Origin of the sequence: Micromonospora sp. DT15, from assembly GCF_049841475.1 — a bacterium.
Taxonomy (GTDB): Bacteria; Actinomycetota; Actinomycetes; order Mycobacteriales; family Micromonosporaceae; genus Micromonospora.
Map to the genome: position 1 here is coordinate 48,537 of NZ_JBNCKJ010000009.1, position 19,258 is coordinate 67,794.

The 19,258-nt window shown below is 73.3% G+C and carries 16 protein-coding genes; 14 read left to right on the top strand and 2 right to left on the bottom strand.

The window, feature by feature from the left end:
- Positions 1-124: 124 nt before the first annotated feature.
- Positions 125-772, bottom strand: coding sequence for a hypothetical protein (locus tag ACLQ3F_RS20410; RefSeq protein WP_425850819.1), 648 nt, complete (start codon positions 770-772; stop codon positions 125-127).
- A 149-nt stretch (positions 773-921) separates the two neighbouring features.
- Here ACLQ3F_RS20410 and ACLQ3F_RS20415 point away from each other — a divergent pair, with 149 nt between their 5' ends.
- The 9 genes from ACLQ3F_RS20415 (at position 922) to ACLQ3F_RS20455 (ending at position 10,263) form a co-directional block, all read left to right on the top strand.
- Positions 922-1,695, top strand: coding sequence for a GNAT family N-acetyltransferase (locus tag ACLQ3F_RS20415; protein WP_425850822.1), 774 nt, complete (start codon positions 922-924; stop codon positions 1,693-1,695).
- The gene (locus ACLQ3F_RS20420; RefSeq protein ID WP_425850824.1) at positions 1,692-2,630 is read left to right on the top strand and encodes a lysophospholipid acyltransferase family protein; all 939 of its coding nucleotides are present in this window, start codon (positions 1,692-1,694) and stop codon (positions 2,628-2,630) included. The genes ACLQ3F_RS20415 and ACLQ3F_RS20420 overlap by 4 nt, the downstream gene beginning before the upstream one ends.
- A gap of 130 nt (positions 2,631-2,760) precedes the next feature.
- On the top strand, positions 2,761-3,585 hold the full coding sequence (locus ACLQ3F_RS20425) for a DUF4097 family beta strand repeat-containing protein (RefSeq protein WP_425850827.1): 825 nt from the start codon (positions 2,761-2,763) through the stop codon (positions 3,583-3,585).
- The gene (locus ACLQ3F_RS20430; protein WP_357205138.1) at positions 3,582-4,193 is read left to right on the top strand and encodes a PadR family transcriptional regulator; all 612 of its coding nucleotides are present in this window, start codon (positions 3,582-3,584) and stop codon (positions 4,191-4,193) included. Before ACLQ3F_RS20425 ends, ACLQ3F_RS20430 begins: the two co-directional genes overlap by 4 nt.
- 86 nt (positions 4,194-4,279) lie before the next feature.
- Complete coding sequence (locus ACLQ3F_RS20435) at positions 4,280-4,981, top strand: response regulator transcription factor (protein ID WP_030336721.1); 702 nt, start codon at positions 4,280-4,282, stop codon at positions 4,979-4,981.
- Positions 4,978-6,534, top strand: coding sequence for a sensor histidine kinase (locus tag ACLQ3F_RS20440; protein WP_357205140.1), 1,557 nt, complete (start codon positions 4,978-4,980; stop codon positions 6,532-6,534). The genes ACLQ3F_RS20435 and ACLQ3F_RS20440 overlap by 4 nt, the downstream gene beginning before the upstream one ends.
- A 62-nt stretch (positions 6,535-6,596) precedes the next feature.
- Entirely contained in the window at positions 6,597-8,207 is a 1,611-nt protein-coding gene (locus ACLQ3F_RS20445; RefSeq protein WP_425850829.1) for a trypsin-like peptidase domain-containing protein, read from the top strand.
- 177 nt (positions 8,208-8,384) lie between these two features.
- On the top strand, positions 8,385-9,056 hold the full coding sequence (locus ACLQ3F_RS20450; protein ID WP_425850831.1) for a BON domain-containing protein: 672 nt from the start codon (positions 8,385-8,387) through the stop codon (positions 9,054-9,056).
- A 151-nt stretch (positions 9,057-9,207) separates the two neighbouring features.
- Entirely contained in the window at positions 9,208-10,263 is a 1,056-nt protein-coding gene (locus ACLQ3F_RS20455) for a glycosyltransferase family 4 protein (protein ID WP_425851045.1), read from the top strand.
- Positions 10,264-10,281: 18 nt separating this feature from the next.
- On the opposite strand, the gene ACLQ3F_RS20460 is transcribed toward ACLQ3F_RS20455, so the two are convergent.
- Positions 10,282-11,784, bottom strand: coding sequence for a protein kinase domain-containing protein (locus ACLQ3F_RS20460; RefSeq protein WP_425850833.1), 1,503 nt, complete (start codon positions 11,782-11,784; stop codon positions 10,282-10,284).
- 165 nt (positions 11,785-11,949) lie between these two features.
- On the opposite strand from ACLQ3F_RS20460, the gene ACLQ3F_RS20465 reads away from it, so the two are divergent.
- From ACLQ3F_RS20465 to ACLQ3F_RS20485, 5 genes are all read left to right on the top strand, one after another.
- Entirely contained in the window at positions 11,950-12,783 is an 834-nt protein-coding gene (locus ACLQ3F_RS20465) for a patatin-like phospholipase family protein (protein WP_355008125.1), read from the top strand.
- On the top strand, positions 12,783-13,787 hold the full coding sequence (locus ACLQ3F_RS20470; RefSeq protein ID WP_425850835.1) for a 1-acyl-sn-glycerol-3-phosphate acyltransferase: 1,005 nt from the start codon (positions 12,783-12,785) through the stop codon (positions 13,785-13,787). The genes ACLQ3F_RS20465 and ACLQ3F_RS20470 overlap by 1 nt, the downstream gene beginning before the upstream one ends.
- Positions 13,788-13,808: 21 nt before the next feature.
- Positions 13,809-14,129 (top strand): divalent-cation tolerance protein CutA, encoded by a 321-nt coding sequence (cutA, locus tag ACLQ3F_RS20475; RefSeq protein WP_091406014.1) that lies wholly within the window; start codon positions 13,809-13,811, stop codon positions 14,127-14,129.
- A 48-nt stretch (positions 14,130-14,177) separates the two neighbouring features.
- Entirely contained in the window at positions 14,178-17,645 is a 3,468-nt protein-coding gene (locus tag ACLQ3F_RS20480) for an SCO7613 C-terminal domain-containing membrane protein (protein WP_425850836.1), read from the top strand.
- A 136-nt stretch (positions 17,646-17,781) separates the two neighbouring features.
- Entirely contained in the window at positions 17,782-18,834 is a 1,053-nt protein-coding gene (locus ACLQ3F_RS20485; protein WP_425850838.1) for a fatty acid desaturase family protein, read from the top strand.
- Positions 18,835-19,258: the final 424 nt, after the last annotated feature.

The window sequence follows — 19,258 nt, forward strand, 5'->3', positions numbered from 1 at the left end:
GGCGTAGAGGTACGCCGTGGCACAGCGTGACGGCCCGTGGCAACAAGGTCAATCAGGCGCGGTCGGTACGTCTGCCTCCGTCGCGGGGCGGAGGCGACTCATCCCTGCGGACTACGGCCCGGGTTCAGCGGGCGATCCAGGTTGCCCGCGCCGCGCCGAGCAACGACCCGTCCGGGCCGTACAGGCTGGTGTGCACGAGCGCCTTGCGCCCGTCGACGCGCAGCAACGCCCCGGTCACCACACACTCGTCGCCCGGCCCGGGCAGCGCCGCGACCACGGCGGCGATCCGGCCCAGCAGGTACGGGCGGCCCGGCGCGAGCACCGCCCAACCACCGGGACAGTCCAGCGCAGCCCAGACCGTTGCCGCGTCGACCTGCGCGGGCGCGCGGAACGGTGCGGCGGTCCGCCCGTCCGGCAGTCGGCCGGGGAAGATCCGCAGCCCATCGGCCCGCTGCGGCCCGCAGACGTAACAGGTGGGGAACGGATGCTCGACCAGGCCGGGGTATCGGGCCGCGGCGGCGACCGCCGTCTCCAGGTCGACAGGGGGTACGACGGCGTCGATCACCCCGGCCGGGCGTACCTCGGCCACCAACTCGCCGGCCGGGTCCCGAACCTCGCCGTCGACAAGGGTCAGCTCGGTCTCCAGTGGTGGTGGCCGGCGCAGCGTCACCTCGACCGGACCGTCGCCGCCCGCCTCGGCGGCGAAGATCCCCGCGCTCCAGCCGCCGTTGCCGGAGCCGGCGGGCCCGTTGTAGCGGGTTTCGATGCGCATTGTCGGCCTCCGGTAGAACGTGCCGGCGTCGTCGCCGGGCCGTACCGCAGCCTCGCACGATCGCGGTGAGAGCCATCTGCCGGCCGGCGTTCATCCTGCCGACACCAGTGGTCCCCGTGAATGGCAACCCGGGCCCTTACACAGATCCCATGGCCGTTCTGCATGCCGCTGGCGCACCCCTGAAGACCAGCGGATACACCCTGCTGATCGCCGACGACCCCACCCAGGTCGCGGCCGCGCAACGCCTGCGCCACGAGGTGTTCGCCACCGAGCTCGGCGCCACCCTCCTCCCCGGCGAGACCGGGTTGGACGTGGACCCCTTCGACGCGTACTGCGACCACCTGATCGTCCGCGAGGACAGCACGGGCGAGGTGGTCGGCACGTACCGGCTGTTACCGCCGGGGCGCACCAGCCGGCGCTACGCCGAGGACGAGTTCGACCTGAGGCCGCTCGACCCGCTCCGCGACGACCTGGTCGAGGCGGGCCGGTCCTGTGTGCACCCGGACCACCGCTCCGGCGCGGTGATCAACCTGATGTGGGCCGGCATCATCCGGTACCTGCACCTACGTGGCTCCCACTGGCTCGGCGGCTGTGCGTCGGTGCCGGTGGCTGACGGCGGGCGGACGGTGGCCGAGGTGTGGACCCAGGCCCAGGCCCGGCACCTGTCGCCGCCGCCGCTGCGGGTCCGCCCGTTGCGGCCCTGGTTCACCGGGGCGGCTGCCGCCGGCCCGGTCGCCGGTGCCCCGGCCGGGCGGGTGGCGGTTCCGCCGCTGCTGCGTGGCTACCTCCGGCTCGGCGCGTGGATCTGCGGCGAGCCGTCCTACGACAGCGACTTCGGGTGCGCGGACTTCTACGTCCTCTTCTCCCTGGACCGGATGAACCCGCGCTACCTGCGGCACTTCCTGGGCGGTGAGCAGCGGTGAGCGCCGTGCCCCTGGACCTGTGGCGGCCCTCCTCGGGCTGCGACGACGACTGCCTGCCAGCGGCCGGCGAGGTGCCCACGGTGCCGCTGGCCCGCCGGGTGCTCCGGCTGGTCGCCGTGCTCGGCATGCTGCTGGCCGGGATTCCGGTGGTGGCGCTGCTGCCGGTGCTTCCCACTCCGGAACGGCAGGCGCTGGTCAGTGGCTGGGCGCGGACCACTGTGCGCGCCTTCGGCGTCCGCCTCGTGGTCCGGGGTCGGTTGCCCCGGCGGCGCGCGCTGCTGGTCGCGAACCATGCCTCCTGGCTGGACATCCTGGCAGTGCTGGCGGTCGCGCCCACCCGGATGGTGGCGAAACGGGAGATCCGCTCCTGGCCGGTGGTTGGTCTGCTGGCCGCGGCGGCGGGCACGGTCTTCGTGGACCGCGCCCGGCCGTTGGCGCTGCCGAGGACCGTCGCCCGGGTCGCCGACGCGCTGCGCGCAGGGCGGTCGGTGGCGGTCTTCCCGGAGGGTACGACGTGGTGTGCCGGGAAGGATGCCACCGACTGCCGCCCCGGCGGTGGGTTCCGGCCCGCGACGTTCCAGGCGGCCATCGACACGGGCAGCCCGGTGGTCCCGCTGCGGCTCACCTACCGCTGTGCGGCCACCGGGGCGACCACCACGGCAGCCGCCTTCCTCGGCGCGGACACCCTGCTGCGCTCGGTGGCGCGGGTGGTGGCGGCGCGGGAGCTGGTGGTCTCGGTGACGATCGCCGCCGCGTTGCACCCGGCCCGTGACGCCGACCGGCGGTTGCTGGCCCGGGCCGCCGAGTCGGCCGTACACCTGGTGCCCACGGCGGGTGTCGTGGCGCGGCCCCGGCTGCGGCCGGTCCCGACGGCGACCCCGGCCGTTTCCGTGCCACCGCCCGCCACGGGCAGCGACCTGGACCTGGCCGCCTAGGGGGAGGCACGCCCGCCCCTGCCGTCCCGGCGGCGCGAGAGTCGCGACAGTCTTGTGATGTCGCGATGTATCGCGTTACAGTCTCCTTCTGTTCGGCGTGCCTTCCGCGCGTCGTCGAGAGGGGGACGCCATGGCCGGTTGGACGGTCGAGAGCCCGCAACGGCTCACAGTGGACGCTCCGGTCGTCCGACTGGACGTTCGACTGATCAGTGGACGGCTCAACGTGGTCGCCACCGACGGGCCGACCCGGATCGACGTGACCCAGGTCGGCCGTCGGCCGGTCCTGATCGACCACACCGACGGTCGGCTCAGCATCCGCCAGGAGCGTGATCGGGGCTGGTCGGACGTCCTGCGCTGGTTCCGGATGATCCACCGCTACCCCCGGGTGGACGTCTCCATCGCCGTGCCCGCCGACGTCCTCGCCGATCTGGGCCTGGTCGCGGGTTCGCTGGTCGCCTCCGGCCTGCGTCGCCAGACCACCGCCCACGTCGTCGCCGGCCAGATCACCCTGATGGGGTTGCGCGGCAGCACCTCGGCGAAGCTCACCTCGGGCCCGGTGGAGGCGCTCGGCGTCCGCGGTGACCTCACAGTGGAGACGATCTCCGGGGAGGTGATCCTCGCCGACAGCGCCGCCGACCGGGTGCGGGCCCAGACCGTCTCCGGCGCCATCACCTGCGATCTGGACAACCCCCGGGGCAGCGAGATCCGGTTGACCACCATCTCGGGCAGCATCACCGTCCGGGTCCGCGCGGACAGCGACCTCGCCGTCCAGTTGAACACCGCCTCCGGCCGGATCACCAGCGGCTTTCCCCAGCTGCGCAGCTCGACGTTCCCGCTGCCCAGCAGCGAGGGGGTGCTCGGCGCCGGCGACGGTAAGCTCTGGGCTTCCGCGACCTCGGGGAGCATCGCCCTGCTCGCCCGAGCCGTCGACGACGATGGAGAGGAGCTGCCGTGACCGCCGTGTTCAGCCACGGGCGGCTCCGGCTCTACCTGCTCAAGCTCCTCGACGACGGCCCGAAGCACGGCTACGAGCTGATCCGCCTGCTGGAGGACCGCTTCCTCGGTCTGTACGCGCCCAGCGCCGGCACCATCTACCCCCGCCTGCAACGGCTGGAGGTCGAGGGTCTGGTCAGCCACACGGCGGCCGGCGGCCGCAAGACGTACGACATCACCGACGCCGGCCGGGCGGAGCTGCGCCAGCGGGCCGGTGAGTTGACAGCGCTGGAAACGGACATCGCGGCCTCCGTGGCGGACCTCTCCAGTCTGGCCGGCGAGATCCGCAGCGAGGTCCGCGGATCGGCCCGCGACCTCAAGCGGGAGTTGAGCGAGGCCACCCGGCAGACCCGGCGGGCCCGGTGGGAGGCTCCCGCACCGCCGCCCAGGCCGGCGTCGACCGCCGGGCCGCAGGCCGAGCTGTTCGACGAACTCGATCAGCGGCTGGCCGCGTTCACGGCCGAGGTGGGCCGGCTGATGCGCGCCCGGCAGTTCAGCGACACCCAGCTGCGCACCGCGATCCGGCTGCTCGACGGCGCCCTGGACGGGTTGCGTCGCCTGCTGCGCTGACCGGCGTCGTCGAACGGTCGGCGACTCACAGCCTTTTTGCAGGAAGCGTCCAGCGGTGGCGCAGTGACGTCACCGATGATGGGCGCATGCCCGCTACCCAGACCGAGGCGCGACTGCTTGTCGTCGAGGACGACCCCAACATCCTCGAACTGCTCTCCGCGAGCCTGCGGTTCGCGGGCTTCGACGTGGCCACCGCGACAAGTGGAAGCGCGGCGCTCAACGCCGCCAAGGACCACCGGCCCGACCTGGTGGTACTCGACGTGATGCTCCCCGACCTCGACGGTTTCGAGGTCATCCGGATGCTCCGCGAGGGCGGCACGCGTACGCCCGTGGTGTTCCTGACCGCCCGGGACGCCACCGACGACAAGATCCGTGGGCTGACCCTGGGCGGCGACGACTACGTCACGAAGCCGTTCAGCCTGGAGGAGTTGACCGCCCGGATCCGCGCCGTGCTGCGTCGCACCACCACCGGCGAGCAGGCCCCGTCCCGGCTCACCTTCGCCGACCTGGAGCTGGACGAGGAGACCCACGAGGTGCACCGGGCCGGCCAGCGGGTGCAGCTCTCGCCGACCGAGTTCAAGCTGCTGCGGTACCTGATGCTCAACGCCAACCGGGTGCTGTCCAAGGCGCAGATCCTCGACCACGTCTGGAACTACGACTTCCGTGGCGACGACAACATCGTCGAGTCCTACATCTCGTACCTGCGGCGCAAGGTCGACACCACCCAGCCCCGGCTGATCCACACTCTTCGCGGGGTCGGGTACGTCCTGCGCAAGCCGGCGGCGTGAACGCAGTCCAGCAGGCGAAAGGGCGGGTGCGAAGCGTTCCGCTGCGGGTGAAGCTGGTCGCCTCGGTGCTCGCGCTGGTCGCCGTCGCGCTTCTGGTGATCAGCTCGTTGACCGCGTACTTCCTCCGCAACTACCTGGAGGGCCAGGTCGACGGGCAGGTCCGGTCGACCGCCCAGGGCCTCGGCCAGTTTCTTCAGAAGCTGCGCAGCGGTGAGGTCGGCGCGATGCTGCCCAGCGACTACGTCGTGATCGTGGCCGACGAGCGGCAGGTGTACGACCCCCAGTACGACACGCGCAACTTCTACCCCGCACAGCTGCCCACGTTTCCCGCCACCCGCAAGGACTTCGAGGCGGCGGAGGGCGAGCCGCGCACCGTCATCTCACACGATCGCCTCACCCGCTGGCGGGTGTACTACGCCCCCCAACCGGACGGCTCGGTGCTGGCCGTGGGTCAGCCGCTGACCGAGGTGGACCGGGCGGTGAAGCAGCTCGTCTGGATAGACCTCCTGGTCGGTGGCGCAGTGCTGATCATGCTGGCCTCGGTCGGCGCCGCGATCGTCCGGACCAGCCTCAAGCCCCTCGTCGAGATCGAACAGACCGCCGCCGCGATCGCCGGCGGTGACCTGACCCGCCGGGTGCCCGACCCGGAGGAGGGTCAGGCCGAGCCAACCTCGGAACTGGGCCGGCTGTCGCGGGCGCTGAACGCGATGCTCACCCAGATCGAGGCGGCGTTCACCGCCCGAGCCGCGTCGGAGACCTCGGCCCGATGGGCGGAGAGCGCCGCCCGGGATGCCGCCGCCGCAGCTCAGGCGTCCGAGGCGCGGGCCATCCGCTCCGAGGAACGGATGCGGCAGTTCGTCGCCGACGCCTCGCACGAGCTGCGGACTCCGCTCACCACGATCCGCGGCTTCGCCGAGCTGTACCGGCAGGGTGCGGCCCGTGAGCCGGAACAGACCGCCGGCCTGTTGCGCCGGATCGAGGACGAGGCGTCCCGGATGGGTCTGCTGGTGGAGGACCTGCTGCTGCTCGCCCGGTTGGACATGGAACGGCCGCTCTCGCTGACCCCGGTGGAGTTGCCGGTGCTCGCCTCCGACGCGGTGCAGGCCGCGCGGGCGATGGCACCGGAACGGCGGATCGAGTTGGAGATCGCTCCCGAATCGGGCCCGCTCGTCGTCTCCGCCGACGACGCGCGGCTGCGGCAGGTGATCGGCAACCTGGTCACCAACGCGCTCACGCACACCCCACCGGAGGCTGAGGTCCGGGTACGGCTGCGCGCCGAACCCGGGGGCTTCGCCGTCGTGGAGGTGGTCGACACCGGCCCCGGTCTCTCGGCCGAGCAGGCGGAACGCGTCTTCGAACGGTTCTACCGGGCCGACGCGGCCCGTACCCGACGAGCCGACGGCAACACCGGGACCGGCCTTGGCCTGGCCATCGTGGCGGCGCTGGTCGCCGCCCACCACGGCTTGGTCGAGGTGGCCGAGACGCCTGGCGGCGGGGCCACCTTCCGGGTGCGGCTGCCGCTGCTGGCGCAGGTCGACAGCGCGGGGGAGTGACTTTCAGCCAACTTCCAGGACGGTTCCAGGTTGATTGCAGTGCGGAGGGAGAAGGTAGTCCCATGACCGAGTTCGAGTCCGACCCGCAGCGCCGGCCGGCCCCCACCGACGCCGAGCCGTCGCACCCCACCGCCGAGCTGCCGCGCGACGAGCGTGTGCAGTCCGACTCCCCGACCACTCCCGTACCGGTCGTCTCGACCGGCGGCGACCCGACGGTCGCCTCCACCACCGGTGACGCGGAGACCACCGCCGCCACCCAGGCCGCCTACTCCGCGCCCGCCGGCCAACCGACCGGGTACGAGCCGTCGACCGGCTACGAGCGCCCGGCCGCCACGCCGTCCGCACCCCCGTACCCGGTCTCCGGTCACCCGGCGCCCGGCCAGCCCGGCTACCCGCAGCCGGCCGGCCACTACCCCGGTGCCCCCTGGTACCAGGGCCAGCAGTCCGGCTGGGCCGGCGGGGGCCAGCCGGGCATGCCGTACGCCCAGCACCAGCAGCACCCGGGGCAGCACCCGCAGCACCCCGGCCAGCAGGCCCAGCACCCCGGGCAGCACCCGGGCCAGCCGGTCCCGCCGTGGGGCCCGCAGGTCGCGCCGCCCGGCAGCGGCCCCCGGCCGGGGCGAATCGCCAAGTTCGCCGGTGCCGGCGTCGCGGTGTTCGCCCTGATGCTCGGTTCCGGTGTCGCCGGTGGTGCGCTCGCGCTCGCCCTCGACGGCGACGGCGGCGGCATCACCCGCACCTACTCCGCGGCTCCCGTGATCAATGGCGCGGACCTGCCGAAGATCGCCGCGTCGGTGCAGGACAGCGTCGTCTCGATCACCACCGGCAGCGGTGAGGGCTCCGGGGTGGTGCTCAGCGCCGACGGTTACGTGCTGACCAACAACCACGTGGTCGCGTCCGCCTCCGGCGACGCAGTGCGGGTGGTCTTCGCCGACGGCAAGACCGCCGACGCGAAGATCATCGGCACCGACCCGAAGACCGACCTGGCCGTGGTGAAGGCCAACGGGGTGAGCGACCTCAAGCCGGCCAAGTTCGGCGACAGTGACGCCATGCAGGTCGGCGACCAGGTGCTCGCCCTGGGCAGCCCGCTCGGTCTGCAGGGCTCGGTGACCTCCGGCATCCTCAGCGCCCGCGACCGCACCATCCGGGCCGGTGAGGGTCAGCCGCAGGACCCGACCCAGCAGCAGGGCCAGGCGGTCTCCTCGATCTCCGGCCTGCTCCAGACGGACGCCCCGATCAACCCCGGCAACTCCGGCGGCGCGCTGGTCAACACCCGGGGCGAGGTGATCGGCGTCAACACCGCCATCGCGACCTCCGGGCAGAGCACCGGCAACATCGGTGTCGGGTTCGCCATCCCCAGCAACAAGGCCAAGGACGTCGCGGGCAAGCTCCAGCGTGGCGAGAAGGTCAGCCACCCGTCGCTCGGAGTCGGCGTCAACCCGGCCGAGGGCGGCGGCGCCCTCGTCGCGTCGGTCACCCCGGGCAGCCCGGCGGAGAAGGCCGGCCTCCAGCGCGGCGACGTCGTCACCCGGTTCGGCGACAAGCCCGTCAACGACTCGGACGACCTGGTCGGCGCGGTGCAGGCCGGCAAGGTCGGCGACCGGGTCGAGGTGCAGTTCAAGCGCAACGGTGTCGAGAAGTCGGCGACCGTGACGCTCGCCGAGACGTCCTGACCAGTTACTGAACCTGCTTCCTCCCTCCGGCGGCGGGTGGCGGGGCCGAGGGGGTCGGCTCCGTCACCCGCCGCTTCTTTACGCCCGGACGGCGGTTCACCCGGATCGGGTGAACCGCCGTCACCCGTCCGCCCGGCAGGTTCGGAGGGCGACGACCGGAACCGGGGGTGGAGTGCCATGACCGAGGTGGTGGGTGTCCGCGAGGACCAGCGGATCCAACGCGACGTCCTGGCCGAGCTGGCCTGGGACCCCCAACTGCAACCGAACGAGATCGGAGTGACCGTCGACCAGGGCGTGGTCACCCTGACCGGCTTCGTGGACGGTGCCGCTCGCGGTTGGGCCGCGACGCGATGCGCACAGCGGGTTCGCGGCGTACGGGCGGTGGCCGACGAGGTGGAGGTGCGGCTGCCCGGCACCCCGGGGCGTACCGACGCCGAGATCGCCGACGCCGCCACCCGCGCCCTGGAGTGGGACAGCTTCGTGCCCGCCGAACGGCTGGACGTGACAGTGGCCAACGGCTGGCTGATGCTGCGCGGCGAGGTCGAGTTCGGGTGGCAGCGGCGGGCCGCCGAGGGCGAGGTGCGCCGGCTCGACGGCGTCCGGGGGATCACCAACCTGATCGAGGTACGACCAGCGGCGCCACCGGACGCCGAGCGCCTGCGGCGGGACGTCCAGCGGGCGCTGCTGCGCACGCTCGGCGGCGAGCGGGTGACCGTCGAGGTGGACGGCGACACGCTGGTCCTCGCCGGGGTGGTCCGTTCCTGGTGGGAACGTGACCAGGTCGAGCGGGTGGCGTGGTCCGCGCCCGGGGTGCGGGTGGTCCACGACCAGCTCCTGGTGGGCGGGTGATCGTCGTCCGCCATGTCCGGTTTACCTGGGACGCTACCGGGAAACCGCCGCCGACCAGCGGTGCCGCCGTACCGGGGAGCAACGGGGAGGACTCGTGGCCGTGAACCACCCGCCTGCGGGCCGCCCCGAGGAGCGGTCACTGCGCATCGCGATGGTGGTTCCGCCGTGGTTGTCAGTGCCGCCGCCCGGCTACGGCGGCCTTGAGCAGGTCGTCGCCGGACTGGTGGACGCGCTCTGCGGGCAGGGGCACTCGGTGACCCTGTTCGGCGCCGGAGGTGACCACGGCACGGCGGCCGACGGCTTCGTCTCCACGGTGGCCGAGGTCCAGTACGAGCGGCTCGGCGAGTCACTGCCCGAGCTGGCACACCTGGCGCGGGTGAATCGGCTGATCAGACCGGCCGACTTCGACGTGATCCACGACCACACCACGATCGGTCCGCTGGTCGCCGGCCGTCGGGCCGTGCCGACGGTCGCGACAGTGCACGGCAACCCCGTGGGGGAGTACGGCGACGTGCTGAGCGACATCGACGCGGGCGTGTCGCTGGTGGCCATCTCGCACGCCCAACGCCGGCTGAACCCGAAACTGCCCTGGGCCGGCACCGTGCACAACGCGCTCGACATCAGCGGTTTCCCGCGCAAGCACACGCCTGGCGCGGGGCCGGTGCTGTGGCTGGCCCGGTTCAGCCCGGACAAGGGCCCCGACACCGCCATCCGGGCGTGCCGGGCGGCCGGACTGCCCCTGGTGTTGGCCGGCAAGTGCAACGAGCCGGCCGAGCGCCGCTACTACGAGCAGGTCGTCGCGCCGATGGTCGACGAGGACGTGACAGTGGTGCTCAACGCGGACCGCGCGGCGACGCTGAGGATGCTCGTCGACGCGCGCTGCCTGATCATGCCGATCCAGTGGGACGAACCGTTCGGCATGGTGATGCTGGAGGCGATGGCCACCGGCACGCCGGTGGTGGCGCTCGACCGGGGTGCGGTGCCGGAGCTGGTGCGACCAGGGCTGACCGGGCTCGTCGTCGAGCGGTCGGAGGAGCTACCCGCGGCGTTGCTCGCGGCGGAGCGACTCGACCCGGAGGACTGCGTGGCGCACGTGGCCCGGAACTTCTCGGTCGAGCGGATGGCGAGCGGCTACGCCGAGGTCTATCGGCGATTCGCCCTCGGCCGGCACGGCGTCCGTGAACCGGACCGGGTGCCGGTGCGCTGACCCACCGGTGACACCGGGTCAGGCCCCGGTCGCCCCCAGCTCGGCGATGGCGGCGTCGAGTCGGGAGGCGTACGCCGGGCTGATGCCGCCCTCACCGAGACGGACGGCGACCTTGGCACGTAGCCGGGCCACCGGCGGTGCCAGCTCTTCGCGGCCGGAGCTGACCGCGACGGTCAGGTTGCGCAGCTCGTTGCGCAGGTCGAGGGCCACGTCGTCGCGGATCTCGCCGGCGCTCAGCCCGGTGCCGATCAACCCGTCGACCCGGTTCGCGACCTCGGTGAGGGTGCCCGGGTTCGAGGTGGGCGCCCCGGTGGTCGGCTTCGTCGAGGGCGTCGGGGTCGGCGGGGCGGACGTGATCGGCGTGGACGGCTGGGGGGCCGGCGGGTCGGTCGACGGGGTCGTCACCGGCCCGGCGGAGGGCTGCGCCCGGCGGGTCGGCTGCTGTTCGGGCAGCAGCGCCACCCCGGCCACTGTCACCCCGACGGCCAGCACCGCCAGCAGCACCACCAGTCGCCGCCGCGACCAGCCCGACCCGGTCGGCGGCTCGCCCGCTTTGGAGGAGGCTCCGCCGTCCGAGGCGGCTCCATCCAGCCGCGCCGCCGCCGGGACGCTGGCCGTCGCGACGGCTGGCGACTGCGGTGGCAGGGGCTGGGTGGGCACCCGGATGGTCGCCGTCGGGGGCTCGGCGGGCAGCGAATGGTCGCGGAGCGCGGTGGCGACCTGCCGGGCGGTGGGCCGGTCGGCCGGATTCCGGGCGAGGCTGCGCAGGCAGATCTCGGCCACCGGCGCGGGCAGGTCCGGTAGATCGGCCAGCGTCGGCGGCGGACCACTGGCCAGCGCGGCGCTGAGCTGCTCCCAGGTGTCCGCCGGATACGGGACCCGGCCGGTGAGCGCCTCGTGCAGCAGCACGCCGAGCGAGTACACGTCGGTGGACGGCTGGGCCGGCGCGCCGTCGAGACGTTCCGGTGCGACGTACGCCGGGGTGCCGAAGGTCTCGCCGTCCTCGTCCTCGTCGGGCGCGCCGATCCGGGTGGCGATGCCGAAGTCGAGCACCTTGACGCCCGTCCCGGTCATCATCACGTTGGCCGGGGTGATGTCCCGGTGCACGATGCCGAGCCGGTGCGCGGCCGCCAGGGCGTCCGCCACCTGTGCGCCCACCTGGACCGCCTCGGTCCACGGCAGCGGCCCCTCGGTGAGCCGAAGCTTCAACTCCTCGCCGCTGAGCAGCTCCATCACCACGAACGAGGTGATCGAGCCGTCCGGGTCGACAGTCTCGCCGTAGTCGTGCACGGAGGTCAGGTGCGGGTGGTGCAACTGGGCGGCGGCCCGTGCCTCCTCCCGCACCATTCCCCGGAACCGCGCGTCCGCGGCGAGCGACGGGGCGAGCACCTTGAGCGCGACCACCCGGTCCAGTACCTCGTCCCGGGCACGCCAGATGACCGACATGCCACCGGCGCCGATCTGGTCCAGAAGTCGGTATCTGCGAGCCAGCAATCGGCCCGGATGCAGCGCTGCCTTCACGGATCGCACCTGCCTCAGGGGTGGGAGCGGTATCAGGTTGCGCGAATGTGTCCTGCCTGTCAACGCCGTCGCCGCCGGCGGTCGACGGACGGTGCCTGCCGTGCGCCGACCGCCGGCCGACAGTGGCCCACCGGTCGGCGGCGGGCCCGTGCCAGGATGGACGACATGGCGGGGGGACCGGTGGCGTTCGTGCTCGGCGGCGGGGGAGTGCTCGGCGCGGTCGAGGTCGGCATGTTGCGTGCCCTGTTCCGGGCCGGCATCCAACCCGACATGGTCCTCGGCACCTCGATCGGCGCGGTCAACGGCGCGCTGGTCGCCGCCGACCCGTCCGAGGCGGTGACCGACCGGCTGGTCCGGCTCTGGGCCTCACCCGAGGCGAGCGAGGTGTACGGCGACTCGGTCGCCCGGCAGCTGCGCCGTTTTGCCGCCCGCACCCACCTGCACTCGCCCCGGCCGCTGCGTCGCCTGTTGGAGACCGAGCTGGGGGTGGACACGACCTTCGCCGATCTGCGGGTGCCGTTCCGGTGCTGCGCCGCCCACATCGAGCGGGCCGCCGAGCACTGGTTCGACAGTGGTCCGGTGGTGCCGGCGGTGATGGCGTCGGCCTCGGTGCCGGGCCTGCTTCCGCCTATGGAGATCGACGGCGCGCACTACGTGGACGGCGGCATCGTGAACTCCATCCCCATCGGCGAGGCGGTGGCCGTTGGCGCCCGCCGGATCTACGTCCTCCAGGTCGGTCGGATCGAACGGGAGCTGACTCCACCCCGTCGGCCGTGGGAGATCGCGCAGGTAGCGTTCGAGATATCCCGCCGGCACCGCTTCTTCCGGGAGTTGGCGGCTCTGCCGGAGGGGGTGGAGGTGCACGTCCTGCCGACCGGCGGGCTCAACCCCCGCGACGACACGCCGTGGGCGTACCGGGACATGGCGGCGGTGGGACGGCGGATCAGTCGCGCGTACACGGCCTCCCGGCGCTACCTCGCCGCCCACCAGGAGCGTTGATGCCGTTACCTCCGCGGTGGCTGCGTCGGTTGCTGTTCGCGCCCGCCGTCGTGCTGCTCGCCTTCGTGGTGGTCACCACGCTGCCGATCTGGGCGCTGCTGGCCGCTGCCGCGTCGCCGCTGGTCCCGGGCCGGTTGCGTCCACTGCGACTGCTCTGGATCGGCTGTTTCTACCTGGTCTGGGACGCTGCCGCGCTGCTCGCGCTCTTCGTGCTCTGGGTCGTCTCCGGGTTCGGCTGGCGGACCCGGTCGCCGGCCTTCCAGCGCGCGCACTACGTGCTGGCCGGCTGGTTCCTGCGGGTGCTGTTCTGGCAGGCACGTTGGACACTGCGGTTGAGCATCGACGTGGTGGGCACCGACCCGGACACTGCGCTGCCCGGCCGGCCCGAGCTGGTGCTCTGTCGGCACGCCGGGCCGGGCGACTCGTTCATCCTGATCCACGGGCTGGTCAACTGGTTCCACCGGGAGCCTCGGATCGTCCTCAAGGACAGCCTCCAGTGGGATCCGGCGATCGACGTGCTGCTCAACCGGCTGCCCAACCGGTTCATCGCGCCGACTCCGGAGCGCGGCGAGGAGACGGTACGCCAGGTCGGGCACCTCGCCACCGGCCTGGACGACAACGACGCATTCGTGATCTTCCCCGAGGGCGGCAACTTCACCCCTCGGCGACGGCTGCGCGCCATCGCCCGGTTGCGCTCCCTCGGCCTGGAACGGATGGCCCTGCGCGCCGAGCGGATGCGCCACGTGCTCGCCCCGCAGCCCGGTGGGATGCTCGCCGCGCTGGACGCCGCACCCGACGCCGGGGTCATCTTCGTCGCCCACACCGGTCTGGACCGGATGCTCACCGTCGCCGACGTGTGGCGGGAACTGCCGATGGACAAGCGGATCGTGATGCGGTTCTGGTCCGTGCCGCCGGAGGACGTACCGACCGGACGGCAGCAACGCATCGACTGGCTCTTCGACTGGTGGGCGCAGATTGATGCCTGGATCGCCGCTAATCGGTAAATGTCCGCGTAGGGTGCGGGCGTGGACGAGATCTGCGTGGTGACAACGGTGGTGGACGCGCGTTCGGTCGCCGACGTGCTGGCGGCTGCGGCCGTCGCCGGCAGGCTCGCCGCCTGCGCCCAGGTGGGTGGTCAGGTGGACAGCACCTACTGGTGGCGGTCCGGAATGGAGACGAGCACCGAGTGGTCGGTGCAGTTCAAGACCGCACCGGATCGGCTCACCGCGTTGCTGGATCAGATCCGGGTCAGCCACCCGTACGAGGTGCCGGAGATCCTGGTGTCCAGGGTGGAGAGCGGAAACCCCGACTACGCCACCTGGGTGTACGAGCACACCCGATCCTGAGTACGCGCACTCTGGGTCGCACCCCGGTCGGTTGTCGATGATGACCCGGTGGACGACACCCGTTACCCCTGCCCCGCCTGCGGCGCACCGGCCGATCTGAGCGCCGGATGCTCCGGCTGCCGGCGCGCACCCGACCCGATCGCCGCCGAGGTGGTTCGGCTGAGCCGGGAGGTCGCCGAGCTTGAGCCGCAGGTGGAGCGGGCTCGTCGCACGTACACCGAGCTGGCCGGACGGCTGTCGACAGTGTCCGGGCGGCGAGCCGAACTGGCCGCGGTCGTCCGCGCCGGGCTGGCGGCCCCGGTCGTGGCGCGCCCGGTGCCTGCCGCCGGACCGGCGCCGTTCATCGGCCCGGGCCCCGGAGTCGCGACGGGTTCGCGGCCGGGTGCGGCGGAAACCTCGACCCGGACGGTCCAGGGGCTGCTCTTCGTCCTCGGTGGACTCCTGCTGGGCACCGCGGCCGTGGTGTTCACCGCGGTCGCCTGGGCGGCGGTGGGGGTCGCCGGCCGGGCGTTGATTCTGGCGGCGTTCACCGCGCTCGCGCTGGGCGTACCGCTGCTGGCGGTCCGCCGAGGGCTGCGCGGCACGGCGGAGACGTTCGCCGCGGTGGGGTTGCTGCTGGTGGTGCTGGACGGTTACGCGGCCTGGTCGGTGGACCTGGCCGGCGTGGCCGGCTGGCCGGGCAGCCGGTACGCCGCGCTGGTCGGGGGGGCCAGCGCGGCGGTCGCCGTGGCGTACGGCCGGTGGAGCGGGTTGACGGGGCCCTGGTTCGCCGCCCTGGTGGCCGCCCAGCCGGCGTTGCCGCTGCTCGCCGCCGAGGCCGGGCTGGGTGCGGCGGGGTGGGCGTTGGTCCTGCTCGGGGTGGCGTCGCTGAACCTGGCCGTGCTGGCCGCGCTGCGTGGCCGGGGAGGGGCGGCGCAGCTCGTCGGCCGGGTGTTGGCCGGCGCCGGTCACGTCGCCGCGTTGGTGGGCGCTTCGGCGTGCGCGGTGGTGCCGCTGGTCGGTGGGCGGGCGGGGGGCTCGCCACTGCTGGCCGGGGTGCCGCTGTTGCTGGTCGCGCTGACCGGGTTCGGCGCGGCCTGGCTCGTCGGGGGGCGGGCGCTGCGGGCGGTGGCGGCAGGGCTGCTGGTGCCGGTGCTCGCCGCCGCCCTGCTGCGTCCGGTGGCGGAGCTGCGGCCGTCAGTGCTGCTGCTCGCGGCGGCGACTGTGGCGCTGGGGATGGCCGCCGCCGTGCGGTTCCTGCCGGCGTTGGCGGCGGTGGACGGTGGCGGCGGTTGGCGGACGGGTCCGCGGGCCGGCGCGCTGTTCGTCGCGGCCGGCACGGCGCAGGTCACCCTGTTGATCACCGTCGGGCTGGCGGTCGCCGCCGTCGGCCGGTCGTTGCCGCCCTGGGGCGGGGCTGGGACGGGGCCGGACCTGAGCTGGGGTTGGCAGCTGGCACCGGCGGTGGCACTGACGATCGGTGCCACGGTGCTGCTGCTCCCTGCCAGCACGCGGGCGGTGCTCGCCACGGCCGGCGCGGTGGCGGTGCTGTTCGCCGTATCCGCCGGCTGGACGTCCTCCTGGCCTCAGGTGGTGGCCATCGACCTGGTCGGCGGGGTCGCGTTGCTGCTCGCCGTACTGGCCCGTCCGACCACCCCGCCCATCGCCCTGCGCTCGCGTGCGCTCGGCGGTGCAGTCCTGCTCGGGCACGGGCTGCTGGTCGCCCTGGCCGCCCCGGCCGGCGCCCTGGTAGCGCTCGGCGTGCTCGCCGTGGTCGGGCTGGCGTTGGCCGTCCGACAGGGGGCCGGCGCGTACCGGGAGGTGGCCGGTACGGGTCTGCTGGTCGGGCAGCTCGCGTTGCCCGCGATCGCGGCGGTGGCGACGTTCGCCGTGGGCGGGCCGCCCTGGTGGCAGGCCCGGCTCGCGCTGGCCGCCGCCGGGTTGTCGCTGGTCGCGGCCCTCGCGGTCCGTCGCCACCGGGTGGAGCTGATCGGGTACGCGGTGACCGGCGTCGTCGCCGCGGTGACCGTGCCCGGCCTCGCGCCGCTGGTCGCGGCGGGTGACGAGCCGCTCGCGCCGTACGCGGCGCTGGCCGCGTTGGGTGTCGCGCTCGTCGCCGGCTGGCTGCCGTCGGCGAGCGCCTCCGGCCAGGCGGCCCTCGGGGAGCGGCCGGCGGTTGACGGGCGCGAGCCGGCCCGGTCGGCGTTGTTGCTGGCGGCCGGCGGAACGCTGGCGGTGGTCGCCGTCCTGGCGGCCCTGCCGACAGTGCTGACCGCGCTCGGGTCGCCCTACGGCGGCTGGAACCGGGTGTGGTCGGGGGCGCCCACCGTCGTCGCCGACCCGACGGTGCTCCCGGTCGGGTTCGCGCTGGTCGTGCTGGCGGTGGCCGGTGCGCTGGCCGGTCGGCGGGTCGGCCTGCCGGTGCCGGCCGCGCTGCCGTTCCTCGCGGCGGCGCTGCCGGTGCTGCTCATCGCGATCGGCGCGCCGTGGCCGGTGCTGCCGGCCGCAGTTCTGCTCGCCGGCCTGGCGGCGCTGCTGTTCACCGCGCTGGCCGCCGCCCGCCCGGCGCTCACACTGGTCGCCGTGCCGGTGGGCGTGGTGCTGGTGGCCTCCGGTGTGCTCGGTCTGCTGGCCACCCGGGCCGGGACGCTTGCCGCCGAGGGGGCGCTGCTGGTGGCGGCGGTCGCGGTCGCCGCCGGCGCGCGCCAGTTCGAGGTACGGGTCGCCGGCTGTCTCGCCGCCGTGGGCGCGGCGTCCGCGTTGGCGGTGACCGCACCCCTCGCCGGTGGGCTGCCCCTGCGGGCTGCCTCGTACCCACTGCTGGGGGTGGCCGCGTTGGTGCTGACCGCTGCGGCGGTCACCCCGGCGCGGGTCCGGCTGGGACGGGTGCTGGACGCCGCCGCGCAGGCCGTCGCGCTGGTGGCGGCGGTGCTCGCCGTCGAGGCGGCGCGGCACCTCGCCACCATCTGCGTGCTCTGGGGTGCCGCCGTCGCGCTGCGGCTGCTGCGCCGGGGTGAACCGGCCGGCCGGAGGTGGGCGTTCGCCGGGATCGCCGCCGGCAGCGAGTTGCTCGGGGCCTGGGTGCTGCTGGCCGCCGGTGGGGTGACAGCGCTGGAGGCGTACACACTGCCGGCCGCGGCGCTCGCCGTCGGAGCGGGTCTGCTGGCGCTGCGCACCAGGCCGGGGCTGACCAGCTGGCCGGCCCTCGGCCCGGGGTTGGTCGCGGCGTTGCTGCCCAGCCTCGTGTCGGTGCTGGCCGGGGCGGACCCGCAGCCGTGGCGGCGACTGCTGCTCGGCGCGGCGGCGACCGGCGCGGTGCTGGCCGGCGCGACCCGCCGGTGGCAGGCGCCGGTGCTGCTCGGCGGCGGGGTACTGACGCTGCTGGCGCTGCACGAGCTGGCCCGGGGGTGGGATCTGCTGCCCCGGTGGATCTACCTGGGAATCGGCGGGCTGGCACTGGTCGGGCTCGCCGCCACCTACGAGCGGCGTCGACGTGATTTGGCTCGACTTCGTGCCGCGGTGGGCCGACTGAGCTGAGCCGGACCCGTAGGGGTAGGGCCTGCCCTACCCCCCATTCGGGGGCTGTCGGGGTTACTCACCGCTACCGCGATCGGGAGACTTGACAGCAAGCCCGAACCATCCTGGCGCGGGCGCAAGAGAAACGGGAGCAGCGATGGCGCTCGGAGCGGTGGCGGAACCGCCGGTACGACGGCGAGGCAGTGACTACGCACAGTTGTCCCGACGGATCAGCCAGGCGGGCCTGCTGGAGCGGCGCCCCGGCTGGTACGTCACCCGCATCGTGCTCACCCTCGGTGCCTTCGTGGCGGGCTGGGTGGCCGTGTTCCTGCTCGGCGACCTCTGGTGGCAGCTTCCCCTCGCGGCCCTGATGGCGGTGGCCACCACGCAGGTCGCGTTCCTCGGCCACGACGCAGGGCACCGCCAGATGTTCCGTCGGCGTGGCCCCAGCGAGCTGGTGGGCCTGTTCGCCGGCAACGCGGCGGTCGGGCTCAGCTACGGCTGGTGGGTCGACAAGCACAACCGGCACCACGCCAACCCGAACCACGAGGACGAGGACCCGGACGTCGGCGCGGGCGCCCTGGTGTGGACGCACGAACAGGCGTTGGAGACCCGCGGGGTCGGTCGCTGGATGGCCAAGCGGCAGGCGTACCTCTTCTTCCCGATGCTCCTGCTGGAGGGCCTGAACCTGCACGTGGCGAGCATCCGGGCCATCGTCGGCCGGGAGCCGAACGGCGGGTACACCGTGCCGATGCGGCACCGGGCGGCCGAGGCGGCGCTGCTCCTCGCGCACACCGTCGGCTATGTCGCGCTGCTGCTGGCGGTCATGTCCCCGGTCAAGGCGTTGCTCTTCGCCGTCGTGCACCAGGCCCTGTGGGGTCTCTACATGGGTTGCGCGTTCGCGCCGAACCACAAGGGCATGCCGATGCCGACCGCCGAGGACGAGTTGGACTTCCTGCGTAAGCAGGTGCTGACCTCCCGCAACGTACGCGGCAGCCGACTCGTGGACACCGCCCTCGGCGGTCTCAACTACCAGATCGAGCACCACCTCTTCCCGAACATGCCCCGCGCCAACCTGCGCCGGGCCCAGCCCATCGTCAGGGCCTACTGCGTCGAGCAGGGCATCCCGTACGCCGAGACCGGGCTTGTAGAGTCGTACCGGCAGGCACTCGGTCACCTGCACGAGGTGGGCGCGCCGCTGCGCGGCTGACCAGACCGGCCGCTGCGCGGCTGAAACGGAAACGGCCGCTGCGCGGCTATGCGAGGACTGAGCGGTGGGGCGGGCATCTGATGATGCCCGCCCCACCGTCGTGTACCTGGACCGCGGTTCGGGGCGGGCGTCACTCGCCGCCAAGCTGACAAATCTTAATGTCCATATTGGGCAATTGTTCCTGGCCCTCAGGCAAAAATTGCCCTAGGTAAATAGTTGCTGTGATCAATCAACAGTTGCTAGTTTCACTGCGGCACCCACGGGGGGCGCTGATCCGACTCATTTTCTGAGCCTCGTCGCGGTGTCCGGCGCTGTTTCAGCGCGCGCTGATTCCCTTCTTCGTGGCAGTTCGACCGGCACGTCATGTGCCGTGGTCCTCGTGTCCTCGTCGTACGCATCGCGTGAAGGGCAATTGATGAGCAGA

Bases quoted from the DNA above. Each gene is read 5' to 3' on its own strand.
- ACLQ3F_RS20410 (WP_425850819.1), bottom strand. From the start codon at position 772: ATGCGCATCGAAACCCGCTACAACGGGCCCGCCGGCTCCGGCAACGGC.
- ACLQ3F_RS20415 (WP_425850822.1), top strand. From the start codon at position 922: ATGGCCGTTCTGCATGCCGCTGGCGCACCCCTGAAGACCAGCGGATAC.
- ACLQ3F_RS20425 (WP_425850827.1), top strand. From the start codon at position 2,761: ATGGCCGGTTGGACGGTCGAGAGCCCGCAACGGCTCACAGTGGACGCT.
- ACLQ3F_RS20435 (WP_030336721.1), top strand. From the start codon at position 4,280: ATGCCCGCTACCCAGACCGAGGCGCGACTGCTTGTCGTCGAGGACGAC.
- ACLQ3F_RS20445 (WP_425850829.1), top strand. From the start codon at position 6,597: ATGACCGAGTTCGAGTCCGACCCGCAGCGCCGGCCGGCCCCCACCGAC.
- ACLQ3F_RS20450 (WP_425850831.1), top strand. From the start codon at position 8,385: ATGACCGAGGTGGTGGGTGTCCGCGAGGACCAGCGGATCCAACGCGAC.
- ACLQ3F_RS20455 (WP_425851045.1), top strand. From the start codon at position 9,208: ATGGTGGTTCCGCCGTGGTTGTCAGTGCCGCCGCCCGGCTACGGCGGC.
- ACLQ3F_RS20465 (WP_355008125.1), top strand. From the start codon at position 11,950: ATGGCGGGGGGACCGGTGGCGTTCGTGCTCGGCGGCGGGGGAGTGCTC.
- ACLQ3F_RS20470 (WP_425850835.1), top strand. From the start codon at position 12,783: ATGCCGTTACCTCCGCGGTGGCTGCGTCGGTTGCTGTTCGCGCCCGCC.
- ACLQ3F_RS20485 (WP_425850838.1), top strand. From the start codon at position 17,782: ATGGCGCTCGGAGCGGTGGCGGAACCGCCGGTACGACGGCGAGGCAGT.